This window comes from Embleya hyalina, assembly GCF_003967355.1.
In the GTDB taxonomy this organism is placed as follows: Bacteria; Actinomycetota; Actinomycetes; order Streptomycetales; family Streptomycetaceae; genus Embleya; species Embleya hyalina.
This window is the reverse complement of sequence record NZ_BIFH01000016.1, coordinates 128,093-150,124: the sequence shown is the minus strand read 5'-3', so window position 1 is coordinate 150,124 and position 22,032 is coordinate 128,093. Positions and strand designations below refer to the sequence as shown.

Sequence of the window (22,032 nt, the reverse complement as noted above, 5' to 3'; positions counted from 1 at the left end):
GAACCGATCGACCCGGCGCGGACCGAAGCGAAGCCGACCGAAGCGAAGCCGACCGAAGGGACCAACACCGTGACCTCCGCAACCCCGAGCACGCCGAGTACGCCGACCGCCGACGATCCCACCACCGCCCCCGGGGCCGTGATGGCCGCCGAGATGGCCGAACAGCCCGACGTCCTGGGCCGCCTGGTCGCCCGCCTGCCCGAACTCGGCGAGGCCGTGCGGGGCGCGCTGCCGACGCCGCTGCTCGGCTCCACGCTGATCGCGCGCGGATCGTCGGACAACGCCGCCGTGTTCGGCCGCTACCTGTTCGAGCCGGCGTCCGGTCGCCCGGCGGGCCTGGCCGCGCCCAGCCTGGTGACCCGCTACGGCGCGCGCACCGACTACTCCGGCTACCTGGTCACCGCGCTGAGCCAGTCGGGCCGCACCCCCGAGATCGTCACGGCGGTCCGGGCCGCGCGCGAACGGGGCGCCAGGGTCGTGGCGATCACCAACGAGGCGGACAGCCTGCTCGCCGCCGAGGCCGACGTCCTGGTCGCGACCGACGCCGGCACCGAGATCGCGGTCCCGGCGACCAAGACCGTCACCGCCCAACTCCTGGCCGTGGTCGGCATCGCGCTCGCCCTCGGCCCGCTGCCGCCGACCGTCGCCGATCTCGCCGACCTGGCCGAACTCCCCGACGCGGTACGCCGGGTGCTGGCCGACACCGACGCGTGCGAGACGTTGGCCGCCGACTGGGCGCACCACGACCGCCTCGTCGTGGCCGGCCGGGGCCTCGGCGGCGCGGTGGCGCTGGAGGGGGCGCTCAAGATCCGCGAGACCTCCGGCGTATTCGCCGAGGGCATCTCGGTCGCCGACCTGCTGCACGGCCCGATCGCCGCACTCGGCGCCCGCGTTCCGGTCCTGCTGATCGATGTGGGCGGCCCCACCACGCCCGACATCGGCGCACTGCGCGAGCGCCTGGTCGCCGACGGCGTCCCGCACGCGACGGTGGCCCCCGAACTCGGCGGCCTGCGGACGGAAGCCGCCCGGGCCATCGCCACCACCGTGCACCTGCAGAATCTGGCCCGCATGTTCGCGCTGCGCCGAGGCGCGAACCCGGACGCCCCGGCGGGCCTGGCGAAGGTGACGCCGACGACCTGACGCGCCCGGTTCGCAAATCTCGTCCCGAGAACGCCGAACCGTTCGACGCCCCGGTACGTATCTGACTATGTGGTGTGTTGTCACTCGGCCATGTCCGACAACACCCGTAAGACCAGGAATCGACCGGATCGGGGGGCGGTCGCTCGGAGCACAGGGATCCGAGCGATCGCACGGTTCGCGGGAATCGAGGAGAGCGAACGGGCATGAACGGGGACAACGGGGAACTCGGGCGATCGGCAACGGAGTTCCGGGACTCGGGGGAGTCCGGGGAAACGACGGAGCCGGCCCGGCGCCACGGCGACCGGGCCGAGGGCGACACCCGGTCGACGCGCGGCAGCGGATCGATCGGGCGCACCAACGGCGTCAAGCCACCGGGCACGGGACGGCCGGCGACCGGCGCCGCCAACGGGGTCGAGCCGCCGACCCGGCCGGCCGGCGCCCAAGCGGCCGTCGCCGGGGTGGACGCGTCGTCATGACGACGCGTCCACCCCGCGCCTCGTCCCGCGTCGGGAGCGGGAGGAGGAGGGTGGTCGCGGAGCGGGGGTGACGTCGTCGGGTCGGCCGCGGCCGATCGGGCCCGGCCGGTTCGGGGCGCGCGGCAGGTCCACGGCGTAGTGCCACTGTCCGTCCTGCAGTTCCGTCTGGCGCAGGTTCGGAAACGCCGCGTACAGCGCCTTGCGGGCGGCGTGGTTGTCGACCCGGATCTGGGCGTGCAGCACGTGTACCCCGACCGACCGGGCCAGGGCGGCGACATGTTTGATCAACCGGGTGCCGAGGCCGTTTCCCCGGTACCGGTCGCCGACCAGCGCGGCGATGTCGGCGTGGCCGGGGTCGGCGTCGAGTCCGTACTCCGCCCAGCCCACGATGTGACCCCCGCTGTGGGCCACACACGCGTTCCACCTGCCGCGTGCCCGGGCCTCGACGATGTGGGCCCGGTACCAGTCGGGGATCGTGGTGCTCGCCGCGCCGAACCGCGCGGCGAGCGCGTTCGGCGAGAAGTGCGCGGCGGCTCGGGCGAGTTCGTCGACGTCGCCCGAGCGCCACGGGCGCAGGCGTACGGTGTCGGCGGTGGTTGTGGAGGCCATGACGGTCACGGTGATCAACTCCGGGGGCGGCCGGTGATGCCGAGTGCGGCGCCGATGTCGGTGAAGGCGACGTTGACCACGAACACGTCGAGCATCGCCATGAACGCCGCGGCGCACACGACGAACGTGATGGCCGTTGGTCCGTCGGGGACGTGCCGCCGTTCGTCGGCGTCCGGCGCGGCCTGCGTGGCCATGGGGATCCCCCTGTGATGCGGGTCGGATGGTCCGGTCGAAGGCAGCGCCGCTCCGTCCGCCTCCGAGGGGCGCGGCGGGGGCTGACTTTCCTGGAGTATAGATAGCTGGGTCTGGCTATACAAGGAGATAGTCGGGGTGGGTACGATGGGGCCATGCCGGTTGTCATGGAGGGCGCGCTGGCCGATCTCGGCGCGTGGAAGACCGATCACTGCTCGCTGGTCAAGGCGCTGGAGGTGGTCGGAACCCGCTCCGCGCTGCTGATCCTGCGCGAGGCGTGTTACGGCACGACCCGTTTCGGCGGCTTCGCCGGCCGCGTCGGGATCACCGACCGCGCCGCCGCCCAGCAGTTGCGGCGCCTGACCGAGGCCGGCCTGCTCGCCAAGCGCCCCTATCGGGAGGACGGCGGGCGCACCCGCGACGAATACGTGCTCACCGACATGGGCCGCGACCTGTTCCCGGTGATCGTGGCCCTGATGCAGTGGGGCGACCGGTACCTCCAGGACGGCACGGCGCCGCTGCACTACGTCGACCACGAAACGGGCGTGCCGGTCCACGTCGAACTCCGCAGCGAAACCGGCGACACGCTCGAACTCGAACAGGTCGGCGTGCGCAGGAACCCCGCGTGGCGGGCACCGAAGCAGGCGCGGCAACCCGAAACGGCTCCCTGACCGGACGAGCGCACCGGGGCGTGCGCCCGAGATGACCATGGCCGACCGCATCGCCCCGGTGGGGCCCACGGCATCCGCCCGTCGGGCTTGTCGCCGCCATCACGCGGCGGAGCCCGACGGGGGTTCGAAGACACGCCCCGGCGCGGCGAAGTCCTCGGCCGGCGGACGCGAGGGTCGCGTTCGTCTCCGACGCGTGGTCGGCGTCGTACCGTGGTGGGCATGCGCGTTCTGCTGGTGTCCGACACCCATGTCGCCCGTCGTGCCAAGGCCGTTCCGGAGCAGGTGCTGGTCGAGGCGGCGATCGCCGATGTGGTGATCCACGCGGGGGACTGGGTCGATGTCGACGTGCTCGACCTGTTCGAGGCGTCCTCGCGTCGGGTGGTGGGGGTCTACGGCAACAACGACGGCGCGGACCTGCGGGCGCGGCTGCCGGAGGTCGCCCGGGTCGAACTCGGCGGGGTCCGCTTCGCCGTCGTGCACGAGACGGGGCCGGCCGAGGGCCGCGAACGCCGGTGCGCGGCGCGGTATCCCGACGCGGACGTACTCGTGTTCGGGCACAGCCACATCCCGTGGGACACGGTCGCGGACTCGGGACTGCGCCTGCTCAACCCGGGCTCGCCGACCGACCGCCGCCGCCAACCGCATCACACCTACATGACGCTCACGGCCGAGGCGGGCCGGATCGGCGACGTCGTGCTGCACCACCTGGACCGACGCGCGGCACCGGTCGCCGCGCCTGCCTCCCGGTCCTACGGTGGAAAAGGGATTCGTATGCGTTTTCCGCCGTGAATCGAGGAATCGCGATGACGGTCCTGGTCTACAACAAGGGTGTGAGCTGGACGCGAGAGCTGTATCAGACCGCCTTCGACCGCATCATGCCGGACCGGAGCAAGCCTCCGGCGGGCCTGGTCGTTCACATCGGCGCGCCGCTGCCCGATGGCGGCTGGCAGGTCATCGACGTCTGGGAGACGGAGGCGCAGTTCCGCGACTTCATGCGGGACGTGGTCGCCCCCGTGGCGCAGGAGATCGGCGCACCCCCGTTCGAGACGAAGGTGATGGAGGTTCACAACCTGCTGATCCCCTGATCCCGAAACCGGGTGCCGCCGCGCCGGCTCGGGCTACGCGGCGCGTCGGCCACATCGTGGGGTCGTGGTGTCTGGAAGCGGTCCCCGACCCCGGTCCGGCATTCGACGGTGACGGCGCCGGTCCACCGCGAACGGGCCGCTTCCGGGGCCCGGGCGCGGTATTAGCTTTGGTGCATGACCAAATCGCTCTCCGCCGCCGTCCGGGGTCGATCGTGGCCGGGCGTCGGGGTGCTCTCGCGCGTGGCGCGGCGCACGCTCGTGCGGTCGGTATACCTGTTGACCGCGCCGCTGCTCGCCGTCGTCGGGTTGTTCGTGGTGCTGGGCGGGGTGTTCTTCGCGGCGCTCGGACTCGTGCTGCCCGGCGGTGCTCCGCTGGTGGCCCGTGCGCTCGCGCCCGCGCGGTGGTGTGCCGATCTGGAGCGGTGGCGGATCGCCAGGGTGCGTCCCGCCGGCTTCGGGGCCGCGCGTGCCGAGCCGGCGGCGAGCCCGTCCGGTCCCGGCCCCGGACCGTGGCTCGATGCCGCCCATGCCGTGGTGCTGTTCCCGGTCGCCGTGGTCACGGCGCTGGTGACCGCGCTGTGGTGGTTCGTCGGGGTGGCCTGCGCCACCTGCGCGCTGCGCTACGAGTACGCGGCGTCCGAGCCGCTGCGGCCGCTGTCCCTGAACGCCGGCGGCGAGCGATCGCACGTCACCGTGAGCCTCGGATTGCTCTCGCCGGTCGATCGGGTCGCCTTCGGGACCACGGTCGGCCTGCTGCTCCTGTGCACCCTGCCGCTGGTCACCCGCGTCTTCACCACCGCCCAGACCGGTCTCGGCCAGGCGCTGCTCTTTGACGCCTCCGCCCTGCACCGCCGGATCCTCGGCCTCGAACGGGAACGCGACACCGCCCGCGCGCAGACCGTCGCCGCCGTCACGGCCGAGGCGGGCGCGCTGCGCCGGCTCGAACGGGACATCCACGACGGGCCGCAGCAGCGCCTGGTCCGCCTGGCCATGGAACTGGGCCGCGCCGAGCACCATCTCGACCGCAGACCGGAGACCGCCCGGGCGGCCCTCGCCGACGCGATGGTCCAGGCCCAGGAGGCGCTGGACGAGTTGCGCGCCCTCTCGCGCGGCATCGCCCCGCCGATCCTGGTCGACCGCGGCCTGCCCGACGCGCTCGCGGCGCTGGCCGCGCTGTCCACCGTTCCCGCCGACCTGGACATCGTCGCGCCGGCCCGGCGTCTCGACGCCGGCGTCGAGACGGCCGCGTACTTCGTCGTGGCCGAGGCCCTGACCAATGTGGCCAAACACAGCCACGCACACCGGTGCGTGCTCGGACTACGGCACGATGGGGGCGACTTGACGGTCTGGGTGAGGGACGACGGCACGGGCGGCGCGGCCCTGGCCAAGGGCCACGGACTGCGCGGCCTGGCGGAGCGGTCGCTCGCCGTCGGCGGGCGGTTGCGGGTGGACAGCCCGGTCGGCGGCCCGACGACGATCACCGCCGTACTGCCATGCGACTGAACCCGGACGCGGCGCCGGACCGCGCCGAGCGCCGCCCGCTGCGGATCGTGGTGGCCGACGACTCGGTACTGCTGCGCGAGGGCCTGGTCCGCCTGCTCGTCGAGGACGGTCACCGGGTGCAGGCCGCGGTCGGCGACGGACCCGCCCTGGTCGCGGCGGTGCTCGAACACCGGCCGGACGTGTCGATCGTCGACGTGCGGATGCCGCCGACGCATACCGACGAGGGCCTGCGCGCGGCGATCAGCGCCCGCTCGTACGTGCCCGGCGCGCCGATGCTGATGCTGAGTCAGTACGTGGAGGCGTCCTACGCCGGCGACCTGCTCGCGGACGGCACGGGCTCGGTCGGCTACCTCCTCAAGGACCGGGTGGCCAGGGTCGAGGAGTTCCTGGACGCGCTGGACCGGGTCGCGCACGGCGCCACGGTGCTCGATCCGCAGGTGGTCGCCCGGTTGCTGGCCGCGCGTCGCCGGGACGGCGGGGTGAGCGCCCTGACCGCCCGCGAACGCGAGATCCTGGCGCTGATGGCCGAGGGTTGCTCGAACGCGGCCGTCGCGCGGCGGTTGGTGATCTCGGCCAGTGCGGTGGAGAAGCACATCGGCAACATCTTCGCCAAACTCGGCCTGCCGCCCGACGACGACACCCGCCATCGCCGCGTGCTGGCCGTACTCACGTACCTCGGTGGCCGAGGACCGGTGTCGCGGGGCTGAGCGTCCGGACGGTGTCGCGGGGCCGACCGTCGGGCCGGTGTCGCGGGGCTGAGCGTCGGGGCGGTGTCGCGGTGTCGAGCGCCGGGGCGGTGGTGTGGGTGGGAGCGTCGGGCCGGGGTCTCGGGGGTGCGTGGCGGACTGTGCGGCGGTCGTTGCGCCTGATTTGTCTCGGGGGTGTGGCCTGCCATACCTCCGGGTGTCCGGTCTGCTCCGGTGACCGCGCGGCGGCGCTGCGGAAGCGTGGTCGGCATGACAGCAACGCCTCATCTCCCGGGCCGGCGGCGGCAGCGTCCCGCGGCCCCGTCGCGATTCGCGGGCATCGCCGCGCGCCCCCTCGCCCTGCTCGTCGGCGCGGTAGTGGCCCTGCTAGCCGCCCTGTTCGTCGTCCCGCCCGTGGTGGCGGAGCACATCGCCGGCGACGGCTCCGTCGATCAGGACAACCTCGCCGCGTCCTTCCGCACGGCGTTCGTCGAGTACTGGGGCGCCGGTCGGCGGGACTTCACCCCGGGCATGGACCGAGCGGTCGACTACTGGTTCCGATTCCACGTCGTCAAGGCGGTGATCGCTGCGATCCTGCTGGTCGTGGTCGTCGCGCTCGGCATGCTCGTGTGGCGGGCGTTCCTGCGGGCTCGCGATCTCGGTCCGGGACGCCGGGCCGGCCTCGCGTCGGCCGGCGTGCTCGTCACGGTGCTCGGAGCGGGCGCGCTGGCCACGGTGATGGCCAACATCCAGGGCGCGGTGGCGCCCTTCTCGTCGCTGTTGACGCTGCTGCCGAGCGGCGCGGCCGAGGGCGAGGTGGGCGTCACGCTCCGCCGGGTGCGGGAGGGACTGGACGCCCCCTCGGGCGCGCCCACCCCGCCCGCCCTCGACCTGATGATCGACGACTTCGCCCGCTATCACGCGGCGCTGGCCGTGGTGGCCGCGCTCGTGGCGCTCGTCCTGATCGGGCTCGCCGCGGTGTTGTGCCGGCGGTTCGCCGCGACCGAGGCCGCCGATCGGCGAACCCGGCGCCTGCTGGGGTGGTTCGCGGTGCTCGCGGTGGCGTCGGCGCTGGTCGTGCTCGTGGTGGTGATGGCGAACGTGGGCACCACGGCCGACCCGAAGCCGGCGCTCGCGGCCTTCTTCGAGGGCGGGTGGTGACGGGCGTCAGTCCCTGTCCGAATCCAGCTCGCTCGCCCACTCCGCCGACCACTCCAGCAGCGGATCGAGGGCGGCGACGAGCCGGGTGCCGGTGGGGGTGAGGGTGTAGCGGCCGGTCGGGTCCCGGTCGGCGATCCGGGCGCCCACCAACTCCCGCAGGCGGTTGTCGAGCACGCTGGAGGACATGTCGTCGCACCGGCGTTGCAGGGCGCGGAAACCGGCCGGTTCCCGGCTCAGCTCCCAGATCAGGCGCAGGATCCAGCGCCGGCCGAGCAGGTCGAGCGCGGCCATCGGGGCCCGGCCCGTGGTCGACCCGCGCACCGGGCTGCCGGGGCGTGGATGCGGGGCATCCACCTCGTCGTGCCGGTCCACGGCCGCCTCCCTTGTGCTTCGCTTTCGAAAGCAGCATAGTGCTTTCGAAAGCGAAGCACCCGAGTGGCCGGCCGCCGAGGCGCACGAGCGGTCGTCCCGGCCGATGGAGGAGCACACCATGTCTCGGATCACGCCGCTGTCCCCGCCCTACGCCCCCGAGACCGAGGCGTCCCTGGCCCGCTGGATGGGCGCCGCCGGGGGCCGTGAGCCCCTCGCCCTGTTCCGGGTCCTGGAGCACCACCCCGACCTGGCCTCGCGGATGCGGGTGCTCGGCTCGGGACTGCTCGGGCACGGTACGTTGCCCGCCGTCGAGCGGGAGACCGTGGTGCAGCGGGTGTGCGCGCGGGCCGGCTGCTCGTACGAATGGGGCGTGCACGCCGAGGTGTTCGCGGGGCGGGTCGGCCTGACCCCGCGTCAACTCCGGGCCACCGTCGTCGACGACGAGGCCGCCTGGACGCCCCGCCAGGCGATCCTGGTGCGCGTGGTCGACGAGTTGCACGACGACGCCGACCTCGGCGACGGCACCTGGGCCGAGTTCCGGGCCCGGTTCGAGGAACGGCAGATCGTGGAGGTGCTGGTCCTGGCCGGTTGGTATCGCACGATCGCCTACGTGGCCAACGCGCTGCGCCTGCCGGACGAGGAGTGGGCCGCGCCGTTCCCGAAGGCGTGAAGGCACCTGGGCCCGAAGCGCCCCGCCCCGCCGCCCGCTACCGAACCGCGTCGCCCTCGACCTCGCCCAGGAAGTCGGTGATCGCCGCCAGCCACTGCGCCGGGCGCTCCGCGAACGGCAGGTGGCCCGAGTCGAGTTCGACCACGCGGGCGGTCCGCAGGGCGGCCGCGACGGCGCGGTGGTGGTTCGGCTCGACGAGGCGGTCGCCGGTGGTGGACACCACCAGCGTCGGGACCTCGATCGCGGCCAGGTCGGCGCGCACGTCGACGCGCTCGACCAACTCGGTGTGCTCGGGCGTGCCGACCGGCGGGGTCTCCGAGGTCGTCCGCAGTACGCCCGCCAGCTCCTCGGCGGAGAGCGCGTCGAGGGCGGCCGGGCCGAGCGCGAACGGGGTCAGGAAGGCGGCGAACGTGGCCCGGTCGCCGGACTCGTACAACCCGCGCCAGACGCGCGCGGCCAGTCGGAGACGGGTGTCGGCGTGCGCGAACGCCGAGGTCAGGATCAGCGAGGTGACCCGCTCGGGGTGCCGGGTGGCGGCGCGCACGGCGATCGCGCCACCGAGCGAGTAGCCGGACACCGCGAAGGTCTCCAGGCCCTCGGCGACACCGGCCGCGACCAGCTGGTCGGCGAGTTCGTCCGGGTCGAGCGGCCCGGACGAGCGCGGGGTCTCGCCGGAGCCGGGGAAGTCGACGCCGACGACGCGGTGTTCGGCGGCGAGGCCGGCCAGGATCGGTCCGTAGTTGGCGGCCACGCCACCGCCCGCGCCGTGCGCGAGGAGCAGGCCGGGACCCGAGCCGCGGACGGTACGGGCGAAGGTCGGGACGGGCAGGGTGGCGGTGGTGGTGGACATGGTGCTCCCCGGGGATGCGGCGCGACGAGTTTCGTAGCGGTCGCTACAGATTTCACCGTAACAGAGATTCCCCACTTCCATAGCGAGCGCTATAGAATGGCTCGCATGTCCGGTACCCAAGGCCGCCCGCGCGGCTTCGACCGCGAGGCCGCGTTGGATCGCGCGGTCGTCGAGTTCTGGCGGCACGGCTACGAGGCGACCTCGGTGTCCGGGCTGACCACCGCGATGGGCATCAAGCCGCCCAGCCTGTACGCGGCCTTCGGCGACAAGCGCACCCTGTTCAGCGAGGCGATCCAGCGCTACGGGGCCACCTACGGCGCGGTCGCGGGCCGGGTGTTCGAGGCCGAGCCGGACGCGCGCCGGGGGATGGAGCGCATGTTGCACACGCTGGCCGAGGTGTACACCGAGCCCGGCCACCCGCCCGGCTGCATGGTGATCACGGCGGCGGTGAACTGCACGGCGGCGGCCGAGGAGGTCAAGGCCGAACTGCGCGCGCTGCGCGAGGCGTCCAAGGCGGTGTTCCGGCGCAGGATCGCCGCCGACGTGGCGGCCGGCCGACTGCCCGCCGACACCGACCCGGACGACCTCGCCACCTACTACGCGGCCGTCGTCCAGGGCATGTCCACCCAGGCCGTCGACGGCGTCGGCCGCGAGCGGCTGGAGCGGGTCGCGGAGCTGGCGATGCGTGGTTGGCCCGACGCCGAGGGTTAGGGCGGGTCTTCGAACCCCGCCGAGTTCCACGACGCCCGGCACCGCGCCTCGCCGCCCCGGGGGAACCGCGAACGGAACCCGCCCCTCGGGCTCCCCGCTGTGCTTACGCCGCGAAGTCCGCGGGGTTTGAAGACCCGCCCTGGGCCGAACCCGCCGCCGCCAGCAGCGTCTCCGCCGCCCGCGTGCGGGCGTACAGCACCACCCGCCCGGCCCGATGCGCGCCGACCAGGCCCGCCGCGCGCAGCGCGGACAGGTGTTGCGAGACGCCGCCCGGGCTCAGTCCGGTACGCCGGGCCAGGTCCGTGGTCGAGGCCGGCGTGGTGAGTTCGGCCACCAGCGTGGCGCGGGAGCGGCCCAGTACGCCGGCGAGCGCGTCGGGCACGGCGGTGGGCGCGGGTGCGGGCGACCACAGCGTGCCGATGCCGCGCGGCGGATAGCGCAGTGTGGGCTGCCAACGTCCGTCCAGCACGGAGAACACGCGCGGCCAGACGAACGCCGACGGTACGAGCAGCAGCCCCCGGCCGCCGAGCGTGCGGCGATCGCGACAGAACCGGGTCCGCACCTGGAGCGTGCCCGCGTCCCAGGCGACCTGCGGGTCCAGGTCGTTGAACAGGCCGCGCGCGCCGCCCTCGACGAGCCGGCCGGCCCGGAAGAGGATGTCGCCCTCCAGGAAGGCGAGGACGCGCGGCCAGTACGGCGCGAGCGCCACCTCCCAGTACGCCCGGATGGTCTCCGCGAGCCGGCCCAGCTCTCGATCCGGGTCGGCGCGGATCTCGGCGATGCGTTCCGGGGTGATCGCCGACGACGTGCGCAGCAGTTCCGGGGGCGTCGCGCGCAGCGCCGCCAGTTCGACCTCCAGCGAGGTCAGCGGGGTGGTCGGCGGCGGGGCCAGGAAACCCGCGAGCGCCAGGGTCGGTACCGGGATCAGGTCGGTGAGCGGGGTCAGGTCGACCTTCGCGGCGGCCAGCCGGTCGCGGACCTGCTCGCTCCAGACCCGGTGGATGCCCTGCTCGTCGGCGCCCTTGAGGACGCGCACGCTCGCCACGACCTCCCACAGCGGGGAGATCGCGAAGCGGGTGCGGGCCACGTCCTCCGGGGTGAACTCGATCTCGATCACCCGGTTCAGGCTACCCGCGGCCACACGGACTCGGTCGAGGATTCGGCTCCGGCTGAATCATTGCGGTGCCGGTGGGGGAGCCGGGCAGGCTGCCGGCATGAGCCACGCGCACTCCCCCTGGCGGATCGCCGACTTCCGCACCCTGTTCACCGCGGCGGCGCTCAGCGAATTGGGCACCAACATCGGCTACGTCGCCATCCCGCTGATCGCCGTCGAGGCGCTGGACGCGAGCCCCGGCCGGGTCGGCGCGCTGGCCGCGCTCGGCACGGTGGCGTTCCTGCTGATCGGCCTGCCCGCCGGCGCCTGGGTGGACCGGATGCGGCGGCGCCGGGTGATGATGGTCGCCGACCTGGTCCGCGCCGCGCTGATCGGCTCGATCCCGCTCGCCTGGTGGCTGGACGTACTGACGCTGCCCCAGTTGTACGCGGTGGTCCTGCTCAACGGGTGCGCGACGGTCTTCTTCGACGTGGGCTCGCAGAGCTTCGTCCCGCACCTGGTCGGCCGCGAGGCGCTGGTGCCGGCCAACGCCGCCATCGTCAGCCTGATGGCCACGGCCAATATCGCCGGGCGCGGCGCGGGCGGGTTCCTGGTGCAGGTGGTCGCGGCGCCGTTCGCGGTGGTGTCCACGGTGGTCGGCTACCTCGCGTCCGGCCTGGGGCTGGCCCGGATCCGTACCGACGGCGCCCCGACCGCCGCCGAGGGCCCCGCCCGCCGGTTGCGCGCCGAGATCGGCGAGGGGCTGCGGCACGTGTGGCGCGGTCGGGAACTGCGCGCGCTGATGTGCACGGCGGCGTTGACCAACTTCGGCTCACAACTGGTCACCGTGCTGCTTCCGGTGGTCTTCGTTCGCGAACTCGACCTCCCCTCCGGGGCGTTGGGTCTGTTTCTGGCGATCGGCGGGGTGGGCGTCCTGGTCGGCGCGCGCTCCGCGCGGCCGATCTCGCGCCGGCTCGGCTACGGCCGCACGATGGGTCTGGCCGGACTGTGTCTGGCGCCGGCCGCGCTGGTGATCCCCCTGCTCGATCGTGGGCCGTGGCTGGTGGTCGCGGGCGTCGGGTGGTTCCTGTGCACGGCCCGGATGGGCGTGGACAACGTGCTCGGGGTGAGTCTGCGGCAGCGGCTGACCCCCGACGCGCTGCTCGGCCGGATGAACGCCACCTTCCGCTGCCTGCTCACCGGCGCGGCGGCGATCGGGGCGGTGGCGGCGGCGCTGATCGGCGAGTTCGCGGGGGTGCACGCGGCGATGTGGGTCGGTGGCGTCTGCATGGCTTCGGCCTTCCTGCCGGTGTTCCGCTCACCGATCCGCGCGCTGCGCACACTTCCGGAGGGGCCGGCGGTGGTGGTCGCCGCCGCCGGGGAGCCGCCGCTGCCGCGCGATCCCGCCGAGGCTTCGGTGCGGGCCGATCGGGCCGCGCGGGACTGAGGGGTCGCGCGGCAGCGGCGCCCTCGTGCCTACCCCGGGTCGGTCGGGTCGAAGGCGGCGCTGGGGTCGGTGGCCAGGACGAGTCGGCTGACCGGGGACTGCTCGCGCGCTCCGGCCAGGACCCGGAACAGGCCCTCCACGGGCAGGATCTGGCGGATCGTCACCCGGCCGTCGCGAGCCACCGGCAGGGCCCGGGGCAGCGTGACGCCGGTGGCCACGTCGACCACGCGCACGCTGATCGCGGTCGGGTCGTCGACCCCGTCCAGGACGATGTCGAGGGTGCCACCGGCCGCCACCGAATCCGCGACGTCCAGGGCCAACGGGACGACGTCCCCGACGCGTTCGGGGGCCGGGTCCTCCTGGCGCAGGACCGCGCACACGTACCCGATCGCCTCGCGGGAGCGGGCCAGCGCGCCGTGCGTCTGGACCACGGCGAACGGTTTGAGCGCGGCCGGGGCCGCCACTCGGCGACACACCGTATCGTCGCCGCGCCGGTCGGCCCGCACGATCCCGCCGTCCCCGTCGCTCGCGCAGGTCACGAAGCGCGGCCGGACCACCCCGTCGCGGATCACCAGGGACTGTACGGTCGGCTGCTCGACGCCGACCACCGGCCACAGCGTGTCCCAGGATCCGGTACCGAGCAGGCGTTCGCGCCGGGCGAAGGCGTCCTCGGCCAGGCACTCGTCGCCGCCGACCGCCGCGACGTCGGCGGCGGTCGGCCGGCGGACCGCGGACCCCTCGTCCAGGCAGCGATACGACGGCAGCAGGTCGTACAGCCCGGGCACGGTCGCGGCGAATCGGCGCAGCCGGGCCTCGGGCAGGTGCGCCGCGGACGGCGACGACGCGGACCGGCTCCCGGGGTCGGCGGGCGCGGCGCCGAGCAGGTGGAGCGCCTTCGGCGCGCCCAGGAACGGCGTGCCCAGGGTGACCAGCGCGCGCAACTCGGCCGCGTCGCCCAGTACTTCGGTGAAGTAGCGGGCGACCAGGCCACCCGTCGAGTGGGCCACGAGCACCAGACGCGCGTCTCGGCCGCCCAGCGGGTGGCGGCGCCAGCGGCGCAGGTGTTCGTAGGCGGCGATGGCCAGCAGACCGGCGTTGTAGTCGACGGGCAGCCGCCAGTCGTACGGGAATTCGTGCACCGCGGCCGGATCGGCGGCGGCGCCGCGCAGCGCCCGGACCAGTTCGGTGTACGGCTCGAAGCCGCGCAGCAGCGGTGCCCACGCGGGGGTGTGCAGCAGCCGGGTGGCCCGGATCCGCCCCACGCGCCCGGAGCGTTCCGCGTCGGTGACGGCCAGTGCGTCCAGTGCGCCGCCGGTGGTCCAGGTCCCGGCGTACCAACTCGTGTCGGCGGGCCCCCACAGGGTTCGACCGGTGGACACCTCCACCAGTTCGCTGCCCATCATCCCCGGCAGCACGATCACCGCGTCGTTCATCGTCGCCCCGATCCCCGGCCGAAGCCGTCCCCGGCGCGCAGGGGACGGGCCGTCGGGCCCCTCCGTCGCGCACCTCGCGGTCCCGCGCTCCCACCGACCGCGGGCCCCGCCCCCACCGCCGCGACGCACGCGGCCGCCTTCCCCCGGCAGCCGGTACGTGCCCCACCCGCGTCGGTGCCGCCCATCCATCCTGGCCGGCGAAACGGCGGGCGCGCAGGCGATTTCCGAAGTCGTTGCGGCACCGGCCCGCCACCGGAGGCGGGAGCGGTCGGCGTCGGGGTCCCGCGAGAGGGCGATCACGTCGTCGAGCCGGTCGTGCACGGCGAGCAGGTCGGTGACGCGTCGGGTGAGGCGGGCCCGCTCGGCCACCGGTCGGTCCGGGAGCGCCGGCGGCGACTCACCCGAGTCCACGCACGGCAACACGTCACGGAACACCTTGCTCGGGCGGCCTGCGGCGTACAGCCGTCGGATCGGCCGGACCTGGCCGACGGTGGTGTCGGGGCCAGTGCCGCCGGCCGCCGGGAGCAGCCCCTGCTGCTCGTGGTGGCGCAGCGCCCGGACGCTCACTCCCGCCTCGTCGGCGACCTCACCGACGCGATCCACGCGTGCGGCGCCTCGTACCGGGGTGTGGTCGCCCGCGTGATCGGCGCGGCGTCGGCCGACCACGAGCCGCACACGACGGCCGGCCACCGGCGTTCGTGGAACGCGCCGGTGCCCTCGACATGATCCGTTCGACTTCTCGTGGTCGTCATGTCGCGGCCATACCGTCGCAACACGGGCCGGCCACACTGAGGGCATGCGAAACACCGACACATCGGAGATGCCTGTGACCCGACCGAACGACCTGCTCGACCCCGAGCGCCACGAACTCCGCGAGGTATCGGAGGCCCCCGGGCCCCACGAGCCCCGCGAGCGCGGCATCGCCCTGGTGGCGCACGACCGCTGCAAGCCGGAGATGCTCGCCTGGGCCCGGATCCACCGCGAGACGCTGGCCCGGCACCGCCTGTACGCGACCGGAACCACCGGCGGCATCCTCGCCGACGAACTCGACCTGGAGATCATCCGGTTCCGCAGCGGCCCCCTGGGCGGCGACCAGCAGATCGGCTCGCGGATCGCCGAGGGCGACGTGGACCTGCTGGTGTTCTTCTGGGACCCGCTCAGCCCCCAGCCGCACGAGCCCGACGTTCGGGCGCTGCTGCGCCTCGCGGTGCTCGCGGACATCCCGGTGGCCTGCAATCGGGCGACCGCCGACTTCGTGATCACCTCGCCCCTGCTCGTGGCGGCCGACGATCCGGATCGGCCGGAGTCGCCGGTGTTCGCGCCGCTGGCCGCGTAGGCGCCGCCGTACGTCGGCGGAGGCCGCCCGTCGGCCCTTCGGCCCGGCTCAGCCGCGCGACAGTCCCTGGCGGTCGACGTAGTGCACCGCGTCGGCGCGGTTGCGGACGTTGATCTTGGCGAAGGTGTTGTTGATGTGCGTCTTGACCGTCGCCGCGCCGATCCGCAGGGCGGCGGCGATCTCCGCGTTGTTCAGGCCGGACGCGATCAGGCACAACACCTCCACCTCCCGATCGGTGAGCCGATCCGGGTGCCCGGTGCGACGGCGTGGGCGCCCCACGGTCGCCGGGTCGATCGCGGCCCGCCCGCGTGCGGCGTCCCGGATCGCCGTCGCGATCCGCTCGCCGCTCGCGTCCTCGGCCAGGCGGCCGTACGCGGCGACGGGTGCGGCCGGATCGGCCGCGGCGGCGGACACCACGAGTAGCGCGGCGCCCGGATGCCGGGCGAGGACGTCGGCGGGGCTCTCGGGGCGGCCGTCCGGGCCGAGTGCGCGCCCGTCCGTCAACACCACCTGCGGTGCGCGCCCGTCGCCGTCGGCCATCACCTCCATGTCGCCGCACGCGCCGATCAGCGCGGTCAGGCGCTCGCGCACGGACGCCCGGTCGTCGGCGACCCGGATCGACACCCGGGTGCGCGGCCGAAGTCGGCTCGGGTCCGGACCGCCGCCCGGATCCGCGACCGGTGGTCGCCTCGGTGTGCCGGCGATCGGGCGCGCCGTCGGCTCGGGTCGGTTCGTCACGTAGGTCAACCTTTCGACTCCCGCGCCGATCACGGTACTTCGGTCCGTGTACGCCCGATTGCCCTGTTAGAGCCGGTCCGTACCCCGGCCGGCGCCGTACAACCTACCCGGGAAGGGGCGTTCGCGACTCCGCTTTCGCCATGCCGAGGCGTACTTTCGGTGACGCAGCGACGCGGGGATGAAGCGGACGGTGTGCGGGGTGGTGTGCGGGGGCGGGGTCAGGCGCCGGTGGGCGGTGTCGGGTCGCGCCGGGACCACTGGCGCAGTACCTCCGTGTACGGGTTGACCGGAAGCCAGGAGATCGCGTCCCGGGCGCTCTGTTCGTAGCTTTCGGCGAGTGCTCGCGCGTCGGCCGCCGCGCCGGTCGCCTCGACCAGCGTGCGCATGCGGCTCAGCGCGATCTCCGGGTTGCGCTCGTGCAGCAGCGCGTGCCGGATCGCGGCGCGCTGGTCGAGGGTGCCGCGCTCGTGGGCGAGCAGTACCGGAAGGGTCGGCCGGTGGTTGCACACGTCGCTGTCGGCGGGCTTGCCCATCGTCGCGGCCGAGGCGTCGGCGTAGGGGAGCAGGTCGTCGCGGATCTGGAAGGCGAGCCCGACATGGCGCCCGAACGCGTTCAACGCCTCCACCGCCGCGTCGTCCCCGCCGCCCAGGATCGCCCCCACCCGGCACGACGTGGCCAGCAGCGCGCCGGTCTTGCCGCCGGCCATCGCGAGATAGTCCTCGACCGGGCAGTCCAGGTCCCCGGCGAAGCCCAACTCGTCGAACACGCCCCGGCACATCGCGTATCCGCCCTCGGCCTGGGCCGCCATCGCCCGCGCGATCCGCTCGGCCGGCACCCCGTTGCGGGCACACTCGGCGAGGGTGGCGAACCACGTGAAGTACAGGCCGCTGCCCGCGATGACGGCCCGCTCGGGGCCGTACGCCCGATGCACCGCGGGCCGCCCGCGGCGCTCCTCGTCGGCGTCGATGATGTCGTCGTGGACCAGGCTCCCGGTGTGCACGCACTCCATGCCGACCGCGGCCGGCAACGCGTGCTCGACCTCGCCACCCACCGCCAGCGCCGCGTACATCACCAGCGCGGGCCGCAGCAACTTCCCCGTCGGCAGCAGCGCGTAGCGATGCACCGCCTCCATCCCGTCCGCCTCGCTCGGCCAGCGGCGGGCGAACTCGGCGGCCAGCACGGTCGGTACGTCCACCACCGGGCGATCGCACGGCTCGTACGGGGTGGGCGCGTTGGCGGTCGCGCCCGCCGTGCGCGCCCGTCGGCTCGGACGACGCTTGTGCGGCGACTGCGTCGAGTGCGCCGTCTGGACCGGCTGCGCCGCCTGCGCTGTCGAGGAAACCTGCGGTGTCGTCTCGGTCACGGCCTGCGAACCCCCTGTGTCGCCCCCGGGACGTCGCCTCGCGACGCCGAGGCGCGGTGGGGGCGACGCATGATGCGGACGCTGGACGGCGCCCGGATCAACCCAACAGAGCGCGACCGGTCACCGACAGTCGAGTGCGGAAGCACCGCTGCGGCGTGCGTACACCCCGAACGGGGGACGCGTGCTTCCAGTCCCCACCATCGCGTGGTTTCGCGGCGGTCGCGGCCCGGCGGGGCGTCAGCGGTATGCGCTCAACCCGTCGGCCAACTCGTCACGATCGCCGTCGCGGAGTGCGGACAGCGCCTGCTGCAACGCGAACGTGCCCCGGATCGCGGCGATTCGGGTCGAGGTGGCGGCGTCGCGCCGGCCCATCCGGTCCAGGACGTCCGCGACGAGCGCGTCGCCGTGGGTGGCGGCGATCGCGGCCAGGTCCTCGGCCGGATCGCCGAGCGAGACCTCGTCCCAGTCCAGGACACCGCTCAACCGCGGCGTGCCGTCGACGGTCGTCCAGAGCAGGTTGTCGCCGCCGAGGTCACCGTGGACCAGGGCGGAGACCACGGGGGACAGGGCTTGTACGGCGCCGAGTTCGGCGTCGGCGCGGCCGCGGCCGGTCGGCGACATGAGGGGGTACAACTCGGCGCGGACGTCGGCGGCGAAGACGGACCACGCGGTGGGCGCGGGTACTTCGCTCCTGTCGGCCGCGAATGCCGCGCGCACCTCGGGATGCGCGGCGGCCCGGGTCAGCGCGGTGAGCAGGTCGGCGTACTGCGCGGCGGCGCCGGAGGGAACGGCCGCGTCCGGGGCGAGCGGCACCCCCGGGAGCCGGTCGAGCAGCAGGTATCCCGGATCCTCGCCCGCGTCCAGCAACCGCGGAGTGCGCACGCCGAGCGACAATCCGCCCAGCAGCCGGATCAGGGCGGCGCGCCGGGGCAGTCGCCGTTCGGCCGCGTCGGTGCGGGCGAGGCAGACCACCCGCGACGCGCCCATCACCACGTGGTGGAACTGGCCCTGACGCACCGTCAACGCGGCCGGGGGGTCGGTGGGCAGCAGGCGGGCCAGCAGCGCCGCGTGTCGGGTCAGGATGCGGTCGGCGGCGGGCGTACCGCCGGGCTCGTCCTCGGTCACGATTCCCCTTCGTGCGTACGTCCCGCCGTGGTCCGTGCCGGCGAACCGGGCGGCGGGTGGGTCCGGATCGGCCGGGGTGAGTCCCCGCACCCGAATTATCGCGTCGGCGCGGCGAAGGTCGGGCCACCGGAACACCACGTGCCACCAGCGGTGACGAGCGCGCGGTGGGCCGGAGAAACCGGGTCGTGGGGTTCCGGGCGGCGTGGAATGCTGACGGGCATGTCCACTACGAGTGATCACGGTCGCGTGCGGCGCAGCTACGACGTCGTGGCGCAGGAGTATCGAGTGCGGATCGGCGACGAACTCGCGCACAAGCCGCTGGATCGCGCGCTGTTGAGCGCGCTGATCGAGCAGAGCGATCCCGACGCGCCGATGGCGGACGTGGGCTGCGGCCCCGGGCACATCACCGGCTGGCTCGCCGAGCGCGGTGCGCGGGCGGTCGGGATCGACCTCTCGCCGGCCATGGTGGCCATCGCCGAGCGCGAGCACCCGAAGGCGGAGTTCCGCGAGGGCGACTTCCTGCGTCTGCCCGCGTCCGACGGCGAGTTCGGCGCCGCGATCGCGTTCTATTCGATCATCCACCTCGACGCCGGTGAACTGCGGCCCGCCTTCGTCGAGTTGCACCGCGTGTTGCGTCCCGGGGCGCGACTGCTGCTGGCGTTCCACCTGGGCGTCGAGGTGCGGCACCTGGCGGAGTGGTGGGGACGGGAGGTCGACGTGGACTTCCACTATCTCGAAATCGAGGCGGTGGTCGAGCAGTTGAGCGCGGCGGGCTTCACCGTGGAGGCGCAGTTGGAGCGTGCGCACTATCCGGAGGAGGCACAGACGCGACGCGGGTATCTGCTGGCGCGGCGGAGCGGGTGAACGCCGCTGCACGAGCGGCCATCCGCCCGCGCCGTCCGAGCCGAGCGCGGCCCGGGAGCCGTGCGACGCCCCGGGCCGGCCGTGGCGGCGGTAGGCCCGTGGTCGCGCCGCGGTAGGCCGCGCTCGCGCCGGCGCCCCGCCCCGGGTCAGCCGGGCGTGACCCCGTGCTCGACCGCGTCGAACGCCCGGTCGAGTCGTTCGAGGTGCGCGGCGACGATCTCGGCACGATCGTCCCCGGCGAGCCGGCGCCGCGCGGTGTCCACGGCGACCGTGCGGTAGGCGGCCACCATCAGTGCCGCGACCAGGTCCGCGTCGCCCGTGAAGCGCGGATCCTCGCGCAGGTCGTCGGCCAGTGCCGCCTCGACCTCGTGCTCGAATTCGCGGAGCCGGGCGAGGAGGGCGGGGGAGCCGGCGACCGTGCGCAGGACCGGCTCCACGCCGTCACCGAGTCCGGTCAGGGCGCGCCGCTGCTCCGCGAGGGTGACCGCGAGAGTGCGGAACGCCTGTACCGGGCCGACGCCCTCGGCGCGCTCGCGGATCGCGGTGCGCAGGGTGTCCATCGCGGCGGGAAGCCGGTCGAGCAGGAGGTCCTCCTTGCGCTCGAAGTGCGAGAAAACCGTCACCTTCGAGACGCCGGCGGCGGTCGCGACCTGGGCGACCGTGACCTCGTCGAAGCCCCGCTCCAGGAACATCCGCGTCGCGACGTCCGCGATCCGGGCGCGTGTTTTCGCGCCTCCTCGGTCTCCTCGGTTCGGCATGCCCCACCTCTCGTGTTACATTTACCGGGTAAGGCTTACTCGGTAAGGCTACTGAGTCAGTCTACTCGGTAAACATGCTGGGTAAGGCTACCGAGTCAGTCCACGGACTCAGTCTAAGGGGTGCACCATGCAGCGGAGCGATGTGATCGTCGTCGGCGCCGGGCCCACCGGGCTCCTGCTCGCCACCGAACTGGCCGTCCAGGGCGTACGGGTGACCGTGCTCGAACGCCTCGCCGAGCCCGACTCCACCATCAAGTCCGGCTCGATCAACGTGGCCAGCGCCGAGATCCTCGACCGGCGCGGCCTGCTGCCGGCGGCGGAGGAGATCCAGCGCCGCCGGATGGCCGCCGCGGGGCGGTTCACCGCCGGCGGCGGCACCGCCGTCACCCGCGGACTGGTCGGCGCGTTCGAGGACGGCGCCCCGCGCTTTCCGGTGATGGGCCACTTCGCGGGCATCATGTTCCGCAACGACCTGGTCGACCAGGCGGACCCGGTGCTGGCCTCGCACACGGCGGTGGCGGGCGGGATCGCGGTGCCACAGTACGACCTGGAACTGCTGCTCGCCGAGCGCTGCGCCCGGCTGGGGGTCGTCGTCCACCGGGGTGTCACGGTCGAGGGCGTGCGCGGCGACGTGCTCGGCGACGGCGACGGTCGTGTCGTCGTCGACACGGACGCGGGCGAGTGGATCGCCGAGTGGGTCGTGGCGGCCGACGGCGGACGCAGTGCGATCCGCAAGCAGCTCGGCGTCGAATTCATCGGAACCGCACCGGAGTTGGTCGGCCATCAGGCCATCGCCGACTTCGACGCGACCGGTCTGGCACACGGGTGGAACTGGACGCCCACCGGCGTCTACGCCTACGGCCCCATCGCCGGCCGCATCCTCGTCGCCCGCTTCGGTCCGCAACCCGAGGACCGCGACGCGCCCGTCTCCCTCGCCGAACTCCAGGAGGCGGTGCGCGAGGTCACCGGGACGAACGTGACCATGAAGGGGATACAGGGCCGCGCGACGCGCTGGTCGGACAACGCCCGACGGGTCGAACGCTACCGCCGCGGCCGGGTGTTCTTCGCCGGCGACGCCGCCCACGTGCACTCGCCGTTCAGCGCCCAGGGCCTGAACCTCGGCTTCGGGGACGCGGTGAACCTGGGATGGAAACTGGCCGCGACCGTCCAGGGCTGGGCGCCGCCCGGACTGCTGGACACCTACCACGCGGAGCGCGCCCCGATCGCCGACTGGGTGCTCGACTGGACCCGGGCCCAGGTCGCCCTCATGCGCGGCGACGAGCGCACCGAACAGCTGCGCAAAGTCGTCGGCGACGAACTGTTCGCCGTACCGGGCGCGACGAACCGCATGGTCGCCCTGTCCTCGGGCATCATGCAGCACTACGACGTCGCGGACGACGCGGCCGCGCCCGTCGGGTCCATCGTGGGCGACGTCCCCCTGACCTCCGGCCGCCGCCTGGCCGACTTCGCGCACGACGGCCGCTTCGTCCTGGTCGACCGCACGGCCGACGGCCGCTTCGCGGAAGCGGTCCGGCTGCTCGACGACCGGATCGTGCACGTCGCCGATCCGACCGCGGACCCGGACCGGCCGAGCCTGCTGGTCCGTCCCGACGGCATCGTGATCTGGGCCGCGCACGAGACGGACGAACCGGCCGCCGCCACCGAGCGATTCGCCACCGCCAGGCTCCGCTGGGCCGGCACCCACTGACCCGGCGCCTTCGAGGTCGCCCCGAGCCGGTCCCGAGCCC

The 22,032-nt window shown here is 74.0% G+C and carries 24 protein-coding genes; 14 read left to right on the top strand and 10 right to left on the bottom strand.

Going from position 1 to position 22,032, the window contains the following annotated elements:
* Nucleotides 1-69 precede the first annotated feature (69 nt).
* Both EMA17_RS11345 and EMA17_RS11340 read left to right on the top strand, forming a co-directional pair.
* Entirely contained in the window at nucleotides 70-1,140 is a 1,071-nt protein-coding gene (locus EMA17_RS11345) for an SIS domain-containing protein (protein ID WP_218042751.1), read from the top strand.
* 203 nt (nucleotides 1,141-1,343) lie between these two features.
* The gene (locus EMA17_RS11340; RefSeq protein ID WP_126636814.1) at nucleotides 1,344-1,616 is read left to right on the top strand and encodes a hypothetical protein; all 273 of its coding nucleotides are present in this window, start codon (nucleotides 1,344-1,346) and stop codon (nucleotides 1,614-1,616) included.
* On the opposite strand, the gene EMA17_RS11335 is transcribed toward EMA17_RS11340, so the two are convergent.
* Nucleotides 1,611-2,225: a GNAT family N-acetyltransferase gene (locus tag EMA17_RS11335; RefSeq protein WP_126636813.1), complete on the bottom strand. Its 615-nt coding sequence runs from the start codon at nucleotides 2,223-2,225 to the stop codon at nucleotides 1,611-1,613. The genes EMA17_RS11340 and EMA17_RS11335 overlap by 6 nt on opposite strands.
* Before the next feature lie 14 nt (nucleotides 2,226-2,239).
* Entirely contained in the window at nucleotides 2,240-2,419 is a 180-nt protein-coding gene (locus EMA17_RS11330; protein WP_174861345.1) for a hypothetical protein, read from the bottom strand.
* 153 nt (nucleotides 2,420-2,572) lie between these two features.
* On the opposite strand from EMA17_RS11330, the gene EMA17_RS11325 reads away from it, so the two are divergent.
* From EMA17_RS11325 to EMA17_RS11300, 6 genes are all read left to right on the top strand, one after another.
* Nucleotides 2,573-3,088 carry a winged helix-turn-helix transcriptional regulator gene (locus EMA17_RS11325; protein WP_126636812.1) on the top strand — a complete coding sequence of 172 codons (516 nt, stop codon included), beginning with the start codon at nucleotides 2,573-2,575 and terminating at the stop codon, nucleotides 3,086-3,088.
* A 219-nt stretch (nucleotides 3,089-3,307) separates the two neighbouring features.
* A complete protein-coding gene (locus EMA17_RS11320; protein ID WP_126636811.1) occupies nucleotides 3,308-3,877 on the top strand; it encodes a metallophosphoesterase family protein in 570 nt (189 codons plus the stop codon).
* 14 nt (nucleotides 3,878-3,891) lie between these two features.
* The gene (locus EMA17_RS11315) at nucleotides 3,892-4,173 is read left to right on the top strand and encodes a hypothetical protein (protein ID WP_126636810.1); all 282 of its coding nucleotides are present in this window, start codon (nucleotides 3,892-3,894) and stop codon (nucleotides 4,171-4,173) included.
* Between the two features lie 174 nt (nucleotides 4,174-4,347).
* A complete protein-coding gene (locus tag EMA17_RS11310; protein ID WP_126636809.1) occupies nucleotides 4,348-5,676 on the top strand; it encodes a sensor histidine kinase in 1,329 nt (442 codons plus the stop codon).
* Nucleotides 5,677-5,714: 38 nt separating this feature from the next.
* On the top strand, nucleotides 5,715-6,383 hold the full coding sequence (locus EMA17_RS11305) for a LuxR C-terminal-related transcriptional regulator (protein ID WP_170222155.1): 669 nt from the start codon (nucleotides 5,715-5,717) through the stop codon (nucleotides 6,381-6,383).
* A gap of 249 nt (nucleotides 6,384-6,632) precedes the next feature.
* Nucleotides 6,633-7,523, top strand: a complete 891-nt coding sequence (locus EMA17_RS11300) for a hypothetical protein (RefSeq protein WP_246126586.1) — start codon at nucleotides 6,633-6,635, stop codon at nucleotides 7,521-7,523.
* A 6-nt stretch (nucleotides 7,524-7,529) separates the two neighbouring features.
* On the opposite strand, the gene EMA17_RS53260 is transcribed toward EMA17_RS11300, so the two are convergent.
* Nucleotides 7,530-7,895, bottom strand: coding sequence for a winged helix-turn-helix transcriptional regulator (locus EMA17_RS53260; protein ID WP_443093112.1), 366 nt, complete (start codon nucleotides 7,893-7,895; stop codon nucleotides 7,530-7,532).
* Nucleotides 7,896-8,013: 118 nt separating this feature from the next.
* Here EMA17_RS53260 and EMA17_RS11290 point away from each other — a divergent pair, with 118 nt between their 5' ends.
* Nucleotides 8,014-8,565 carry a carboxymuconolactone decarboxylase family protein gene (locus EMA17_RS11290; protein WP_126636807.1) on the top strand — a complete coding sequence of 184 codons (552 nt, stop codon included), beginning with the start codon at nucleotides 8,014-8,016 and terminating at the stop codon, nucleotides 8,563-8,565.
* Nucleotides 8,566-8,602: 37 nt separating this feature from the next.
* On the opposite strand, the gene EMA17_RS11285 is transcribed toward EMA17_RS11290, so the two are convergent.
* Nucleotides 8,603-9,415: an alpha/beta fold hydrolase gene (locus EMA17_RS11285; RefSeq protein WP_126636806.1), complete on the bottom strand. Its 813-nt coding sequence runs from the start codon at nucleotides 9,413-9,415 to the stop codon at nucleotides 8,603-8,605.
* A gap of 105 nt (nucleotides 9,416-9,520) precedes the next feature.
* On the opposite strand from EMA17_RS11285, the gene EMA17_RS11280 reads away from it, so the two are divergent.
* Nucleotides 9,521-10,126 (top strand): TetR/AcrR family transcriptional regulator, encoded by a 606-nt coding sequence (locus EMA17_RS11280; protein WP_126636805.1) that lies wholly within the window; start codon nucleotides 9,521-9,523, stop codon nucleotides 10,124-10,126.
* 103 nt (nucleotides 10,127-10,229) lie between these two features.
* Here the strand turns inward: EMA17_RS11280 and EMA17_RS11275 are convergent, their stop codons facing one another.
* On the bottom strand, nucleotides 10,230-11,243 hold the full coding sequence (locus EMA17_RS11275) for an ArsR/SmtB family transcription factor (protein WP_126636804.1): 1,014 nt from the start codon (nucleotides 11,241-11,243) through the stop codon (nucleotides 10,230-10,232).
* Between the two features lie 97 nt (nucleotides 11,244-11,340).
* On the opposite strand from EMA17_RS11275, the gene EMA17_RS11270 reads away from it, so the two are divergent.
* Nucleotides 11,341-12,666: an MFS transporter gene (locus EMA17_RS11270; RefSeq protein WP_126636803.1), complete on the top strand. Its 1,326-nt coding sequence runs from the start codon at nucleotides 11,341-11,343 to the stop codon at nucleotides 12,664-12,666.
* 29 nt (nucleotides 12,667-12,695) lie between these two features.
* Here the strand turns inward: EMA17_RS11270 and EMA17_RS11265 are convergent, their stop codons facing one another.
* Nucleotides 12,696-14,702 (bottom strand): lipase/acyltransferase domain-containing protein, encoded by a 2,007-nt coding sequence (locus EMA17_RS11265; RefSeq protein WP_126636802.1) that lies wholly within the window; start codon nucleotides 14,700-14,702, stop codon nucleotides 12,696-12,698.
* Between the two features lie 217 nt (nucleotides 14,703-14,919).
* On the opposite strand from EMA17_RS11265, the gene EMA17_RS11260 reads away from it, so the two are divergent.
* Nucleotides 14,920-15,435, top strand: a complete 516-nt coding sequence (locus tag EMA17_RS11260) for a methylglyoxal synthase (protein ID WP_246126585.1) — start codon at nucleotides 14,920-14,922, stop codon at nucleotides 15,433-15,435.
* 48 nt (nucleotides 15,436-15,483) lie between these two features.
* Here the strand turns inward: EMA17_RS11260 and EMA17_RS11255 are convergent, their stop codons facing one another.
* The 3 genes from EMA17_RS11255 to EMA17_RS11245 form a co-directional block, all read right to left on the bottom strand.
* A complete protein-coding gene (locus EMA17_RS11255; protein ID WP_126636801.1) occupies nucleotides 15,484-16,173 on the bottom strand; it encodes a helix-turn-helix transcriptional regulator in 690 nt (229 codons plus the stop codon).
* A 218-nt stretch (nucleotides 16,174-16,391) separates the two neighbouring features.
* Entirely contained in the window at nucleotides 16,392-17,537 is a 1,146-nt protein-coding gene (locus EMA17_RS11250) for a polyprenyl synthetase family protein (protein ID WP_126636800.1), read from the bottom strand.
* A 237-nt stretch (nucleotides 17,538-17,774) separates the two neighbouring features.
* Complete coding sequence (locus EMA17_RS11245) at nucleotides 17,775-18,662, bottom strand: phosphotransferase family protein (protein ID WP_126636799.1); 888 nt, start codon at nucleotides 18,660-18,662, stop codon at nucleotides 17,775-17,777.
* 219 nt (nucleotides 18,663-18,881) lie between these two features.
* On the opposite strand from EMA17_RS11245, the gene EMA17_RS11240 reads away from it, so the two are divergent.
* Nucleotides 18,882-19,526: a class I SAM-dependent methyltransferase gene (locus tag EMA17_RS11240; protein ID WP_126636798.1), complete on the top strand. Its 645-nt coding sequence runs from the start codon at nucleotides 18,882-18,884 to the stop codon at nucleotides 19,524-19,526.
* 146 nt (nucleotides 19,527-19,672) lie between these two features.
* Here the strand turns inward: EMA17_RS11240 and EMA17_RS11235 are convergent, their stop codons facing one another.
* Nucleotides 19,673-20,284 (bottom strand): TetR/AcrR family transcriptional regulator, encoded by a 612-nt coding sequence (locus EMA17_RS11235; protein WP_126636797.1) that lies wholly within the window; start codon nucleotides 20,282-20,284, stop codon nucleotides 19,673-19,675.
* Nucleotides 20,285-20,411: 127 nt separating this feature from the next.
* Here EMA17_RS11235 and EMA17_RS11230 point away from each other — a divergent pair, with 127 nt between their 5' ends.
* Nucleotides 20,412-21,992: an FAD-dependent oxidoreductase gene (locus tag EMA17_RS11230; RefSeq protein WP_126636796.1), complete on the top strand. Its 1,581-nt coding sequence runs from the start codon at nucleotides 20,412-20,414 to the stop codon at nucleotides 21,990-21,992.
* Nucleotides 21,993-22,032 lie beyond the last annotated feature (40 nt).